The organism is Mycobacterium sp. NGS48 (assembly GCF_059812585.1).
Map to the genome: position 1 here is coordinate 292,482 of NZ_JCALCY010000005.1, position 15,274 is coordinate 307,755.

Here is a 15,274-nt window from a genome sequence, read left to right on the forward strand (position 1 = left end):
GCAGCATGCGAAACGCGCTGGCCACGATCGGCCAGATGCTGATCGCCGCCGTGGTGGCATTGCTTGTCGCGGTCGTCGCGCTGAACGCCGTCGCCAGAGTGAACTGGCCGGCCTTCCCGTCGTCGAACCAACTGCACGCGCTGACCACGGTCGGCCAATTCGGTTGCCTGGTCGCTCTGCTCGGTGCCGGCTGGTTGTGGCGGCGGGGCCGGCAGCGGCTGGCGCAACTCGGAGCGCTGGTGTTCGTGTCGGCGTTTTCGGTGGTGACACTGGCGATGCCGTTGGGTGCCACCAAGCTCTATCTGTTCGGCATCTCCGTCGACCAGCAGTTCCGCACCGAATATCTGACCCGGCTCACCGACAGCGCGGCGTTGCAGGACATGACCTATATCGGGTTACCGCCGTTCTATCCGCCGGGCTGGTTCTGGATCGGCGGGCGCATCGCCGCGCTGACCGGAACGCCGGCCTGGGAGATGTACAAGCCGTGGGCCATCACCTCGATCACGATCGCGGTAGCCGTGGCGCTGGTGTTGTGGTGGCGGATGATCCGCTTCGAATACGCGCTGGTCGTCGCGACGGCCACCGCCGCGGTGACCCTGGCCTACAGCTCCCCGGAGCCCTACGCCGCGATGATCACCGTGCTGCTGCCGCCGGTGCTGATCTTGACTTGGTCGGGTCTGCGTGCCGGCGCCCGCCGCCGCCCCGCCGAACGTGAAGCTAACTTCACACTGGGCGCCGAACGTGAACCCAACTTCACACTCGAGCCAGGCGCAGCCCGAGCCGGCGGGTGGGCGGCGGTGATCGGGGCGGGCATCTTCCTCGGCTTCACTGCGACCTTCTACACGCTGCTGCTGGTCTTCAGCGCGTTCACAATCACATTGATGGCGGTATTAGTGGCCGCAGCCCGGCGGAGTATCGACCCACTGCTGCGGCTGGCCGTCATCGCCGTCATCGCGGCGGCGATCGGCGCGACCACTTGGCTGCCGTACCTCGTACGCATGATGCGTGACCCGGTCAGTAACACCGGCAGCGCGTTTCACTACCTGCCCGCTGACGGCGCCGAGCTGACCTTCCCGATGCTGCAGTTCACCCTGCTCGGCGCGCTCTGCATGGTCGGCACACTGTGGCTGGTGCTAAGCGCCCGCGCCTCGGTGCGGGCCGCCGCGCTGGCGCTCGGTGTGGCCGCCATCTACCTCTGGTCGCTGCTCTCGATGCTCACCACATTGGCCCGCACCACGCTGCTGTCGTTCCGGCTGCAGCCGACGCTGACTGTGCTGCTGGCAGCGGCCGGGGTGTTCGGCTTCGTCGAACTGGCGCTCGCGGTCGCCCGCGGACGCGACCGCCGGGTGATCGGTGTGGCCGTGGTCGTGGGGCTGGCCGGAGCGATCGGCTTCAGTCAAGACATTCCCAACGTGCTGCGGCCGGACATCACCATCGCCTACACCGACACCGACGGGCACGGCCACCGCGGCGATCGCCGACCGCCCAGCGCCGAGAAGTACTACCCCGCCGTCGACGCCACGATCACCCAGCTGACTGGCAAACCCCGCGACGAAGTCGTCATGCTGACGGCGGACTACAGCTTTCTGTCCTACTACCCCTATTGGGGCTTTCAGGGGTTGACGTCGCATTACGCCAACCCGCTTGCGCAGTTCGACAGCCGGTCAGCGGCGATCAAGGCCTGGGCCAAACTCAAGACCGCCGACGAATTCGTCCACGCTCTGGACACCCTGCCCTGGCAGCCGCCGACGGTATTCCTGATGCGGCGCGGCGCGAACGATACCTACACGCTGCGGCTGGCCGAAGACGTCTATCCCAATCAGCCGAACGTCCGCCGCTACACCGTTGACTTCAAAGCCGCGTCGTTCGCCGGCCCGCACTTCACGGTCAGGGATATTGGGCCGTTCGTCCTGGCAATCCGCAATCCAGGGACCAGTGGCTGATGGCGACTGAATCCACCAAGGCCGGGGAATTAGCATCTAGCTCCGTGAGCCGCGCCGTCGACAACGCAGAACGAAGCGATGAACAGCAGCGGCACCCATCGACCGACGCGGGTAACAATCACCGGGTCGCGCGGATCGTGGCCGTGGTCGCTGGACTGCTCGGTGCGCTGCTGGCGATCACCACCCCACTGCTGCCGGTCAAACAAACCACCGCCCAGTTGAACTGGCCACAAAACGGCGTGCTGGGCAGCGTCGACGCACCGCTGATCGGCTACGTGGCCACCGACCTGAACATCACCATTCCGTGTCGGGCCGCTGCCGAACTGACCGGTGCCAAGTCGGTGCTGTTGTCCACCGTGCCCAAGCAGGCACCGAAAGCCGTCGACCGCGGGCTGTTGATCGAACGGGTCAACGACGATTTGCTGGTCATCGTCCGCAACACACCGGTGGTGGTGGCGCCGTTGAGCCAGGTGCTCAGCGGCGCCTGCCAGAAGCTGGTGTTCACCGCACACGCCGACAAGGTCACCGGCGAATTCGTCGGGCTGACCCAGGGACCCAACGCCAAAGACCCCGGCGCACCGCTGCGCGGCGAACGCGGCGGCTATGACTTCCGGCCGCAGATCGTCGGCTTATTCACCGATTTGAGCGGGTCGGCCCCGCCGGGCTTGACCTTCTCGGCGACCATCGACACTCGCTACAGCAGTGGCCCGACCTGGCTGAAGCTGGCGGCGATGATCCTCGGGGTCTCGTTGACCGTCGCCGCATTGATCGCCCTGCACATCCTGGACACTGCCGATTCCGCTCGGCGCCGCCGCTTCTTGCCGCCGCGCTGGTGGACTATCAGCGGGCTGGACGCCTTGGTCGCCGCCGTATTGGTGTGGTGGCACTTCGTCGGCGCCAACACCGCCGATGACGGCTACATCCTGACCATGGCCCGGGTATCCGAACACGCCGGATACATGGCGAACTACTACCGGTGGTTCGGCACGCCCGAGGCGCCGTTCGGCTGGTACTACGACCTGTTGGCGCTGTGGGCGCATGTCACCACAGCCAGCATTTGGATGCGACTGCCCACCCTGCTGATGGCACTGGCCTGCTGGTGGGTGATCAGCCGGGAAGTCATCCCCCGACTCGGCGATGCCGTCAAACACAGCCGCGCCGCGGCATGGACGGCGGCCGGGGTATTCCTGGCGTTCTGGCTGCCGCTCAACAACGGGCTGCGGCCCGAGCCGATTATTGCCCTGGGCATCCTATTGACCTGGTGTTCGGTGGAACGGGCAGTGGCCACCAGTCGGCTGCTGCCGCTGGCGATCGCCTGCATCATCGGCGCCCTGACCCTGTTCTCCGGGCCGACCGGCATCGCGTCCATCGGCGCGCTGCTGGTGGCGATCGGGCCGCTGCGCACCATCCTGCACCGCCGTTCCAAACAGTTTGGGCTGCTACCGCTGGTGGCGCCCGTTGCGGCCGCGGTCACCGTCACAACGATCGTGATTTTCCGGGATCAGACGCTGGTGGGCGAAGCCCAGGCCAGCATGCTCAAATCCGCTGTCGGGCCCAGTTTGGCCTGGTTCGAGGAGCATGTCCGTTACGAGCGGTTATTTCTGGCTACTCCCGACGGCTCGGTTGCCCGGCGGTTCGGCGTGCTGGCGTTGCTCGTCGCGTTGGCCGTGTCGGTGGCAATGTCGTTGCGCAAGGGCCGGATTCCGGGCACCGCCGTCGGGCCCAGCCGTCGGATAATCGGCATTACCGTCATCTCGTTCATCGCGATGATGTTCACTCCCACCAAGTGGACCCACCACTTCGGTGTGTTCGCCGGTTTGGCCGGCTCGCTGGGTGCGCTGGCTGCAGTCGCGGTGAGTGCGGCAGCGATGCGCTCTCGGCGCAACCGCACCCTGTTCACCGCGCTGGTGATGTTCGTCCTGGCGCTGTCATTCGCCAGCGTGAACGGCTGGTGGTACGTGTCCAATTTCGGTGTGCCGTGGTCGAATGCGTTCCCGAAATGGCATTTGGCGTTCGCCACCGTGCTGGTCGGGCTGACGGTGTTGGTACTGCTGGCGGCGGCATGGTTCCATTTCGTCAACAACGGCGACTCCCCCGGCCGCCACACGGGCTCTCGACTGGCATCAATCATCCAGTCCCCACTAGCGATTGCTGCATGGGTGCTGATCTTCTTCCAGGTGGTGTCGCTGACCCTGGCGATGGTCGGCCAGTATCCGGCGTGGACGGTGGGTCGCTCCAACTTGCAGGCGCTGACCGGCAAGACCTGCGGGCTGGCCGATGACGTCTTGGTGGAGCAGGATCCCAACGCCGGCATGCTGGCACCGGTCGGTGTGCCGGCGAAAGACGCGCTGGGCGCCGGATTCAACCAAGGTTTCGAGGCCAACGGCATCCCCACCGACGTCTCCGCCGACCCCGTGATGGAACGCCCCGCCGACCGCAGCTTCGTCAGCGACGATGGGATGGTCACCAGCAGCGAGGCCGGCACCGAAGGCGGCACCACTGCGGCGCCGGGAATCAACGGGTCACGCGCGCGGCTGCCGTACAACCTGGACGCCGTCCGGACGCCGGTGCTGGGCAGCTGGCGCTCGGGCCTGCAGGTACCCGCGGCGCTGCGGTCGGCGTGGTATCGACTGCCGCCGCGCGACGAGGCCGGGCCGCTGTTGGTGGTTTCGGCAGCGGGCCGGTTCGACTCCGGCGAAGTTCAGGTGCAGTGGGCGGGTGATGACGAAAAGCCCGCGGGTACAGTAAGTTTCGGCGATGTCGGGGCATCACCGGCCTGGCGTAACCTGCGTGCGCCGTTGGCGGCGGTGCCCGGCAGCGCCACCCAGGTCCGGGTGATCGCCTCCGACGACGACCTGGCGCCGCAGCACTGGATCGCGCTGACCCCGCCGCGAATACCGCGGTTGCGCACCTTGCAGGAGGTAGTGGGCTCTCGAGATCCGGTGATGCTGGACTGGCTGGTCGGCCTTGCGTTCCCCTGCCAGCGACCGTTCGGTCATCAAAACGGCGTCATTGAGGCCCCGAAGTGGCGGATCCTGCCCGATCGGTTCGGCGCCGAGGCCAACTCGCCGGTGATGGACAACCTCGGCGGCGGCCCGCTGGGCCTTACCGAACTACTGGACCGGGCAACCACCGTGCCCACCTATCTGAAGGACGACTGGTTCCGGGACTGGGGCGCGCTGCAGCAGTTGACGCCGTATTACCCCGCCGCGGTGCCGGCCCACCTCGACCTTGGCTCGGCGACACGCAGCGGCCTGTGGAGCCCGGGGCCGCTTCGGCACTAAGGCGTTGCGCCTCGGCCCGCCGAATCAGCAGACCTAACGCCGTCGCCTACGATCGACCCTCGTGCCCCACGACGATAAGACGGACCGGATCGCCCGGTTGGTCGCCATCGTCGCGGGAATTGCCGGGGTGTTGCTCTGCGGCGTAGTTCCGCTGCTTCCGGTGAAGCAGACCACCGCGACGGTCCTGTGGCCGCAGGGCGCCAAAGACGGCCACGTCAGCGCTATCACCGCACCGCTGGTGTCCGGTGCGCCGCGGGCGCTGGACATCTCGATTCCCTGCCCGGCCATCGCGACTCTGCCGGCCGCCGGCGGGCTGGTGTTGTCGACGCTGCCGACCGACGGCTTCGAGACCGGCAAGAGCGGCCTGTTCGTCCGCGCCAATAAAGACACGGTCGTCGTCGCGTTCCGCGACTCGGTAGCCGCGGTCGCGCCTCGCTCCGCTATCGCCGCCGGGGGCTGCAGCGTCCTGCACATCTGGGCCGGCGCCGGCGGCGCGGGCGCGGACTTCGTCGGGATTCCCGGTGCCGCGGGCACGCTGGCCCCCGAGAAGAAGCCCCAGGTCGGCGGCATCTTCACCGACCTCACAGTGCCCGCACAGCCGGGGCTGTCGGCGCGCATTGACATCGATACCCGCTTCATCACCGCACCGACGCTGTTGAAGAAAGCGGTGATGGTTCTCGGCGGCCTGTCCGTGCTGGCCGCGATCGTCGCGGTGGGCATCCTCGACCGACGATCCGGCCGGCGTGCACCGCGCAACTGGCGACACTTCTGGCGGGCGGGTATCGCCACCTGGCTCGCGGATATCGGCGTGCTCACCGCGCTGCTGATCTGGCACGTCATCGGCGCCATCTCGTCAGACGACGGCTACAACCTGACCATCGCCAGGGTCTCCCAGCAGGCCGGGTATCTGGCCAACTACTACCGGTTCTTCGGGACGACGGAAGCACCGTTCGACTGGTACCCCGCGCTACTGGCGCACCTGGCCACGGTGAGCACCGCCGGGGTGTGGATGCGACTGCCGGCCACGCTGGCCGGCGTCGTCTGCTGGCTGATCATCAGCCGCTACGTGTTACGGCGGCTCGGTCCCGGCAAGGGCGGCCTGGCCGCCAGCCGGGTGGCGGTGTGGACTGCCGGCGCGGTCTTTCTGGCCGCCTGGCTGCCGTTCAACAACGGGCTGCGCCCCGAGCCGTTGATCGCGCTGGGCGTCATCGTCACCTGGGTGCTGGTGGAGAGCGCGATCGCCACTCGACGGCTGGTCCCGGCGGCCGTCGCGATCATCGTGGCGATGCTGACCGCAACGCTGGCCCCGCAGGGGTTGATCGGTATCGCCGCGCTGCTCACCGGCGCTCGCACGATCGCGCGCATCATCGCCCGGCGCCGCGCGACCGACGGCTTGTTGGCACCGCTGATGGCGTTGGCGGCATCGCTGTCGTTGATCACCGTGGTGGTGTTCCGGTCGCAGACGCTGGCCACGGTGGCGGAGTCGGCGCGCATCAAATACAAGGTCGGTCCGACGATCGCCTGGTATCAGGAGTGGCTGCGCTACTACTTCGTCACGGTGGAGAGCAACGTCGACGGGTCGATGTCGCGGCGATTCGCGTGGCTGGTGCTGTTCTTCTGCTTGTTCGGTGTGCTGGTCGTGTTGCTGCGGCGCGGCCGAGTCGCAGGTCTGGCCAGCGGCGCGGTGTGGCGGCTGATCGGCACTACCGCCGTGGGTCTGCTACTGCTGACGTTCACGCCGACGAAATGGGCGGTGCAGTTCGGCGCGTTCGCCGGGCTGGCCGGCGCCCTGGGCGCGGTCACCGCCTTCGCGTTCGCCCGAGTCGGCCTGCACAGCCGTCGCAATTTGTCGCTGTATGTCACGGGTTTGCTGTTCGTGCTGGCCTGGGCGACGTCAGGGATCAACGGCTGGTTCTATGTCGGCAACTACGGGGTGCCGTGGTTCGACATCCAACCGGTGATCGCCAGCCATCCGGTGACGTCGATGTTCCTGGCGCTCTCGATCGTGACCGGGCTGCTGGCCGCCTGGCAGCACTTCCGGCTGGACTATGCCGGGCACACCGAGGTCAAGCCGAGTCGGCGCAACCGGATTCTGGCGTCAACGCCGCTGCTGGTGGTGGCCGCGATCATGGTCGTCATGGAAGTGGGCTCGCTGGCCAAGGCCGCCGCCGTCCGCTACCCGCTCTACACCACCGCCAAAGCCAACGTGGCTGCGCTCGAGTCCGGACTGGCCGACACCGCTTGCGCGATGGCCGACGACGTGTTGGCCGAGCCGGACGCCAATGCTGGTCTGCTGCAACCACTTCCGGGACAGCAGTTTGGACCGGCCGGACCGCTGGGCGGCGTGACCCCGGTCGGCTTCACCCCGACCGGGGTCGGTGAGGATCTGAGGTCTGACCCCGTGGTGTCCAAGCCCGGGCTGGTCAACTCCGACGCTTCCCCCAACAAGCCCAACGCCGCGATGAGCGACTCGGCGGGCACCGCCGGCGGTCACGGCCCGGTCGGGGTAAACGGATCGCGAGCCGCGCTGCCGTTCGGCCTGGACCCGGCCCGCACCCCGGTGATCGGTAGTTACGGCGAGAACAGCCTTGCCGCCACCGCGACGTCGGCCTGGTACCAACTGCCGCCCCGCACCCCGGAGCGGCCGCTGGTCGTGGTCGCGGCCGCCGGTGCCATCTGGTCTTACAAAGAAGACGGCGACTTCAGCTACGGGCAGCAGCTGAAACTGGAGTGGGGCGTAACCCGACCCGACGGCAGCACCGCGCCGCTCGGGCAGATGTACCCGATCGACCTCGGCCCACAACCGGCGTGGCGCAATCTGCGGTTTCCCCTGGCCGGGGCGCCGCCGGAGGCCGACGTGGCCCGCATCGTCGCCTATGACCCCAACCTGAGCTCCGAGCAGTGGTTCGCCTTCACCCCGCCCCGGGTGCCGGTGCTGCAGACCCTGCAGCAGCGGGTCGGATCACGGGCGCCGGTGCTGATGGACGTCGCGACCGCCGCGAATTTCCCCTGCCAGCGACCATTCTCCGAACACCTCGGCGTCGCCGAACTCCCGGACTACCGCATCCTGCCCGACCACAAGCAGACGGCGGCGTCGTCGAACCTGTGGCAGTCGGCCGAGGATGGCGGGCCGTTCATGTTCACCACCGCGCTGCTGTGGACCTCCACCATCCCGACCTATCTGCGCGACGACTGGTACCGGGACTGGGGATCGGTGGAGCAGTACCACCGCGTGGTGTCGGCCGACCAGGCGCCGGACGCCGTCATCGATCAGGGTGTCGTCAAGGTTTACGGCTGGAGCCGACAAGGGCCGATTCGAGCATTGCCATGAGCGATCGCAAGCGCGGTGAAGCCGGGCGCAGCGGGTCGCGAACCGACCAGCCCATGACGATGACCCAGGAAAACACCGCCCGCGACACCAGCACTCGCGACGTGCAGGTGGCACGGTGGGTGGCGACGATCGCCGGGCTGATCGGCTTCCTGCTGTCGGTCGCGACACCGCTGCTGCCCGTCGTGCAGACCACCGCGACGCTGAATTGGCCGCAACAGGGGCAATTCACCAACGTGACTGCGCCGCTGATTTCGCAGACACCGGTGACGGTGACGGTGACGGTGCCGTGCTCGGTGGCGAACGCGATGCCGGACAAGGGTGGCCTGGTGCTGGGCACCGCGCCGAAGAGTGGCAAGGACGCTGCGCTGCAGGGTCTGTTCGTGAACGTCACCAGTCAACGGGTCGATGTCACCGACCGCAACGTGGTGATCGCCAGTGTGCCGCGCGCCCAGATGAGCAACTGTCAGCGCATCGAGGTCACCTCGACGCACGCGGGCACCTTCGCCACCTTCGTCGGGGTGCCCGGACCAGCGGGACAGCCCTCGGGGTTCCCCGACCCCAACCTGCGCCCGCAGATCGTCGGGGTCTTCACCGATCTCACCGGTCCGGCGCCGCCCGGCCTGCAACTCTCGGCGACCATCGACACCCGGTTCTCCACTAAACCCACCGCACTGAAACTGGCCGCGATCGTGCTGGCGATCACCGCCACCATCGTGGCACTGGTTGCGCTGTGGCGGCTGGACCGCATGGACGGCCGCCGGCTGCACCGCATCATCCCGGGCCGCTGGCACGGCTTCAGCCTGGCCGACGCCGCGGTCGTCTTCACCTTCCTGCTCTGGCATGTGATGGGGGCCAACTCATCCGACGACGGCTACATCCTGGGCATGGCCCGCGTCGCCGACCATGCCGGCTACATGTCGAACTACTTCCGCTGGTTCGGCAGCCCGGAAGATCCGTTCGGCTGGTACTACAACCTGCTGGCGCTGATGACTCATGTCAGCGACCAAAGCATCTGGATCCGGTTGCCCGACCTGGTAGCCGGGCTGGTGTGTTGGCTGCTGTTGTCCCGTGAGGTGTTGCCGCGGTTGGGGCCTGCGGTGGCGTCGAGCAAGGCCGCCGTCTGGGCGGCGGGCCTGGTGCTGCTGGCGGCCTGGATGCCGTTCAACAACGGGCTGCGGCCCGAGGGCATTATCGCCGTCGGGTCACTGATCACCTACGTGCTGATCGAGCGGTCGATGAACTCCGGGCGGATGACGCCTGCGGCGCTGGCGATCATCGCCGCGGCGTTCACCCTCGGCATCCAGCCGACCGGTCTGATCGCGGTGGCCGCACTGGTAGCCGGTGGACGTCCGATCCTGCGGATTCTGGTGCGACGGCATCGGTTGGTGGGCACTTGGCCGTTGGTGGCACCGTTGCTGGCCGCCGGCTTTGTGGTGCTGACCGTGGTGTTCGCCGACCAGACATTGTCAACGGTGTTGGAAGCCACCAGGATTCGCAGCGACATCGGACCCAGCCAGGCCTGGTACACGGAGAATCTGCGCTACTACTACCTGCTTCTGCCTACCGTCGACGGGTCGCTGTCCCGCCGCTTCGGCTTCTTGATCACGGCACTGTGCCTGTTCACATCGCTGTTCATCATGTTGCGGCGCAAGCGGGTTCCGGGCGTGGCGCGCGGGCCGGCGTGGCGGCTGATGGGCGTCATCTTCGGCACCATGTTCTTCCTGATGTTCACCCCCACCAAATGGGTGCACCACTTCGGCTTGTTCGCCGCCGTCGGGGCGGCGATGGCGGCGCTGGCCACCGCACTGGTCTCGCCAAAAGTGCTGCGCTGGTCACGCAACCGGATGGCATTCGTCGCGGCCGTGTTTTTCCTCTTGGCGTTGTGCTTCGCCACCACCAACGGCTGGTGGTACGTGTCGAGCTACGGTGTGCCGTTCAACAGCGCGATGCCGAAGATCACCGGAATCACGGTCAGCACAGTCTTTTTCGCGTTGTTTGCTGTGACGACGCTCTATGCGGTTTGGCTGCACTTCGCCCCTCGTGACCGCGGCGACGGCTGGGTGGCCCGTGCGCTGACGGCCGCGCCAGTGCCGATCGCGGCCGGTTTCATGGTGTTGGTGTTCATCGCGTCGATGGTGATCGGTGTGGTGCGCCAGTACCCCACCTACTCCAACGGCTGGGCCAACCTGCGGGCATTCTCCGGTGGGTGTGGGTTGGCCGACGACGTCCTGGTCGAGCCGGACGCCAACGACGGCTACATGGGCTCGCTGCCCGGCGATTACGGCCCGTTGGGACCGCTGGGCGGTGTCAACCCGATCGGCTTCACACCAAGTGGTGTCCCGGAACACACTGTCGCAGAAGCGATTCGGATGCCGACACCGCCGCAGCCGGGCACCGACTACGACTGGGACGCGCCGACCAAGCTCAAGACGCCGGGCGTCAACGGTTCGACGGTGCCGCTGCCGTACGGCCTGGACCCCGCGCGAGTTCCATTGGCGGGCAGCTACACCACCGGCGCGCAGCAGCAGAGCCGGCTCACCTCGGCGTGGTATCAGCTGCCCAAGGCCGATGACGGGCATCCGCTGGTGGTGGTGACCGCGGCGGGCAAGATCACCGGAAACAGCGTGCTGCACGGCCACACCGAAGGCCAGACCGTCGTGTTGGAGTACGCGCGGGCCGACCTGGCGCCGGCCGGGCGGCTGGTGCCCGACGATCTGTACGGTGAGCAACCGAAGGCGTGGCGCAATCTGCGCTTTGCCCGCGCCGACATCCCGGCCGACGCCACTGCGGTGCGCGTCGTGGCCGAAGACCTCTCGCTGACGCCGGAAGACTGGATCGCGGTGACCCCGCCGCGGGTCCCGGAGTTGCGCTCGCTGCAGGAATATGTCGGCTCGTCGCAGCCGGTGCTGATGGACTGGGCGGTTGGGCTGGCCTTCCCGTGCCAGCAGCCGATGCTGCATGCCAACGGCGTCACCGAGATACCGAAGTTCCGCATCACCCCGGACTACACCGCCAAAAAGCAGGACACCGACACCTGGGAAGACGGCATCAACGGCGGTCTGCTGGGCATCACCGACGTGTTGCTGCGCGCCCACGTCATGGCCACCTACCTGTCCGAGGACTGGGCCCGCGACTGGGGGTCACTGCGAAAGTTCGACACGATCGTCAACGCGCAGCCGGCGCAGCTCGAGCTCGGTACCGCGACCCGCAGTGGTTGGTGGTCGCCCGGGCAGATCCGAATTAAGCCGTAACGATTCGTCGCGGCTGCTCGCGGCAGCCGGGTCGGTTCACTGACGGGCTTGCTTCAGAGCGCCTCAAATCTTGGTGTCGGGCCTATCGGTATGTGCTTTTAAACTGGGATAAACCTTTGTTGCGTGGGACGGGGTGCGACTGTGGGTTCGTTGGACGGGTTTTACTCGACGTGGTCGAATGCCCGGGCAACCCTTGGGCAGGGCGCTCCTGAGCAGGGGGAGCGGCTCGATAACAGTGTGCAGTTGCGGCAGATGCAGTCCAGCGTGGACGCTGCAGCACCAGGCTCGCGTTGGACGGGTAACGCAGCTGATGCGTATGCGACCGCTAATGCCGATCACGCCCGTCGATTCGGCCGGATGGCTGAACTGGATCGACGCCTTGGTGCGGAGGTGAATCGTTCCGCGGCAGTGGTGACGGTGGGGCGCCAGAATCTGGATGAGATCAAACAGTGGGTGCAGGATGCGACCGCGTCGGTGCCTGCGAGTGCCAACCGCGACGAACTGGAGACTCAGATCGCGCGTAGGGGTATTCGTGATGTCGCCGATGTGGTCCGCCAGTCCAACAACGAACTCAACAGCATCGGAGGACGCATACGCGCGCTCGGCCAGGAATACGCAACCCTGGGCGGGAACAACGGGCCTGAACCGAAGATCCAGACGCTGGTGAGCGACGAGGGATGGCAATATCCGTGGGATCCGCCGCCCCCGCCTGACTCGGCACCGGGCGGTGGCCGCTGGCAACTCGACCCCCGGCCTTACCCCAGCGGTCCCGGCGGTGGTCCGCCTATAGGCCCATTTGTGCCGCCTCAGCCTTGGCATCGCGACATCAAGCCTCCCATTGAAGGCGGCCCGACTGGTTACCAAGATGTCGTCGGCAGCCCGCCTAATGGGTGGGGCGTTGATCCGACGTGGAGAATGCAGGAGAACTACAAATTCCGTTTGACCGGTGAAACGTTCAACGGACAGCCCGATCACGTCCGTTGGGTCCAGCGAGACGGCAACTGGTATCAAGCGAAATGGATCGATTACAACTACGAGGCCGAGCATATGCGTCGCGGTGTGAGCGGAACGGGGTTCTTTACACCGAATTTCGGCATGAACGAGTGGCATCCGATTGACATCAAGGAGATCTACCAGGCGCAGGCACATAACCCGCGCCTTACCATGTATTTGCCGACTCCGGATGGCGGCCAATTCGTACTTGATCCCAAGCGTCCCATGGCGACAGCCCCATGACACGAGTTCTACCGCCCACTCGGACGCTTCGGACCGCAGTCTTGCTCGTACTCGTTATCACCGTCGTATCGGGTGCGCTCGCGGCGTCATGGATTTCACGCCACAAAGAAGCGGTGGCGTATTCGGTGTCGGACTGCGAAGTCGTGGCTGAAGTAGCGCGCGAATGGCGGTCGGTGGGCGAGTCCGAGAATGCCGCGGCCATGCAGGTGGGCGGTCGCGAAGATCCCGAACGCTGGACCGTTCTCGGCGATGAAAGCCGTCAAGCGGCGGACTTGGTCGCATCGCCGGACGCCAAAAAGAATTTGAGCGCATGGGCGGACGGATTTGCGGAATTTGGCGACATCGCACGAAATTCGCCCAACGTTCCTGAGGATGCCCGGTTCAAGCGATATGTCGAAGTAGTCAACAACATAGCTCGAGCCACGAATGCGTTACAGGCGGCATGCCCTGACATCTCGACGCCGGCGCAATAAGGTAGCGGACGGCTCTCCGTAGTTCGGCGGCAACCAGGTATGCGCCGGGACACAGCTGCCAGCGGCGACGGTTGCCGGGTGCCGGCGATGGGTAGCCGCAACGGATCGGCATCGTCAATGGATGGAGGCACTGTGCGCGCTGAAGAAGGGGACGAAACCGTCAAGGGCCTGGCTGACGAAGCCGGGCAAGCGAAGAAGGAACTCAAGGAGTCCACGGCGGCGGGAAAGAAGGCCCAGGAAGAGTCCGACGAGTCCGACTGACCCGCAATCGCCGAGATGGCCGTCATCGCGTTCGATGTCAACGGGACCTTGCTTGATCCCCAGGCGTTGGATCCGCTGTTGGGCGGGGCGGACGTGCGCCGGCGCTGGTTTTCGCTGATGCTGCAGAACGCGTTCGTCGGCGGACTGACCGGCAACTACATCGACTACCCCAATGCACAGCAGGCTGCGTTGGAGATGCTCGACCTGCCGCGCGAAGCCGACGTGATCGCCGGGATGAAGCAGTTGCCGGCCTACCCTGACGTCGGGCCGGCTCTAGACCGGCTTGCTGATTTCACGTTGGTGGCGCTGACCAACTCGCCGCTCGACTCAGCGACCACCGCGTTGGAAAACGCCGGGATCGCCGGACGGTTCGCCATGATTCTGTCCGCTGACGATGTGCGGGCATTGAAGCCGCGCGCCGAGGCCTACGGGCATGTGGCGACATCCTTAGGCGTCGGCCTGAGTGAGGTGCGTTTAGTCGCCGGGCACGGCTGGGATGTCGCCGGGGCGCTGGCGGCCGGCTGCCTCGCCGCCTTTGTGCGACGACCGGGGGAGGCTCTGATTCCGCTGGATCCGCAGCCGGACATTGTCGGCGACGATTTGGTCGAGGTGGCCGCCAAGATCGCTGGTGCGGGCGGCTGACGTTGCGTCGGGGTCTGGTGGCACTGCTCGGGGCGGTGGCAGTCGCATGCAGCTCGCCTTCGCCGAGCAGCGCTGAACCGCCGAACCAGCTGAGCTATGTCGCGATGGGCGACTCGGCCGCTGCGGAGCCCGGTGTGCCGGACCCCGCGCCGCCGCCCGGTTGTCAGAAGTCGACCAACAACTATCCATCGGTGTTGGCCCGACGAATCACCCCGGCCGTCTTCCGCGACGTCACCTGCAGCGGCGCCACCACGGAGGACATCACCACTCGGGCGCAACTGACGCGTGATGGCACGGTGCCCCCGCAGATCGACGCCGTCGACGCCGGCACCAGCTTGATCACGGTGACGATCGGCGGCAACGACGTCAGCTTGGCTGCCGATGCCGCACAGTGCCGGGCAACGTCGCTGGACGCGCCGCCATGCGTGGAGCGCTTCGTGGTCGACGGCACCGACAGCATCTCCGCAGCGATCACGGCCCATACGCCGCGGTGGGCCGCGATGATCGACGCCATTCGGGCCAAGGCGCCGGGCGCGCGGATTGTCTGGGTCGGATACCCGACGTACATCCGGCCCGGTGGCTGCTATCCGCAGCAGCCGGTGCTACCTCAGGACGCCACCTACTTCGAGTCGAAAATCAACGAGCTCGACGACCGGCAAATGCAACTCGCCGCCGACAAAGGGATCGACTACTTCGACACCCGGCCGATGTCGGTGGGCCATGACATGTGTGCGCCGCCTAACGCACGCTGGGTCGAGGGATTCGTGCCCGTCAACCCCGCGGCCCCGCTGCACCCCAACGCCATGGGCGCCGCCGCGATCGGTAACGCACTTGCCGACTACACCGGCTAGGG

The 15,274-nt window shown here is 66.7% G+C and carries 9 protein-coding genes; all 9 read left to right on the forward strand.

Annotation, left to right across the window (positions count from 1 at the left end):
• Window positions 1–5 precede the first annotated feature (5 nt).
• The 9 genes from AC5Y42_RS12650 (at window position 6) to AC5Y42_RS12690 (ending at window position 15,272) form a co-directional block, all read left to right on the forward strand.
• The gene (locus AC5Y42_RS12650; RefSeq protein WP_499898669.1) at window positions 6–1,943 is read left to right on the forward strand and encodes a galactan 5-O-arabinofuranosyltransferase; all 1,938 of its coding nucleotides are present in this window, start codon (window positions 6–8) and stop codon (window positions 1,941–1,943) included.
• 44 nt (window positions 1,944–1,987) lie between these two features.
• On the forward strand, window positions 1,988–5,227 hold the full coding sequence (locus AC5Y42_RS12655) for an arabinosyltransferase domain-containing protein (protein WP_499898510.1): 3,240 nt from the start codon (window positions 1,988–1,990) through the stop codon (window positions 5,225–5,227).
• Between the two features lie 61 nt (window positions 5,228–5,288).
• Entirely contained in the window at window positions 5,289–8,558 is a 3,270-nt protein-coding gene (locus AC5Y42_RS12660; RefSeq protein ID WP_499898511.1) for an arabinosyltransferase domain-containing protein, read from the forward strand.
• A 53-nt stretch (window positions 8,559–8,611) separates the two neighbouring features.
• A complete protein-coding gene (locus tag AC5Y42_RS12665; RefSeq protein WP_499898670.1) occupies window positions 8,612–11,809 on the forward strand; it encodes an arabinosyltransferase domain-containing protein in 3,198 nt (1,065 codons plus the stop codon).
• Window positions 11,810–11,950: 141 nt separating this feature from the next.
• Window positions 11,951–13,045 carry an EspA/EspE family type VII secretion system effector gene (locus AC5Y42_RS12670; RefSeq protein ID WP_499898513.1) on the forward strand — a complete coding sequence of 365 codons (1,095 nt, stop codon included), beginning with the start codon at window positions 11,951–11,953 and terminating at the stop codon, window positions 13,043–13,045.
• Window positions 13,046–13,158: 113 nt separating this feature from the next.
• Window positions 13,159–13,518, forward strand: coding sequence for a hypothetical protein (locus AC5Y42_RS12675; protein WP_499898514.1), 360 nt, complete (start codon window positions 13,159–13,161; stop codon window positions 13,516–13,518).
• Window positions 13,519–13,650: 132 nt separating this feature from the next.
• Complete coding sequence (locus AC5Y42_RS12680) at window positions 13,651–13,779, forward strand: hypothetical protein (RefSeq protein ID WP_499898515.1); 129 nt, start codon at window positions 13,651–13,653, stop codon at window positions 13,777–13,779.
• A gap of 15 nt (window positions 13,780–13,794) precedes the next feature.
• Window positions 13,795–14,421 (forward strand): HAD-IA family hydrolase, encoded by a 627-nt coding sequence (locus AC5Y42_RS12685; protein ID WP_499898516.1) that lies wholly within the window; start codon window positions 13,795–13,797, stop codon window positions 14,419–14,421.
• A gap of 104 nt (window positions 14,422–14,525) precedes the next feature.
• Window positions 14,526–15,272 (forward strand): SGNH/GDSL hydrolase family protein, encoded by a 747-nt coding sequence (locus tag AC5Y42_RS12690; RefSeq protein ID WP_499898518.1) that lies wholly within the window; start codon window positions 14,526–14,528, stop codon window positions 15,270–15,272.
• The last annotated feature ends 2 nt before the right edge of the window (window positions 15,273–15,274 follow it).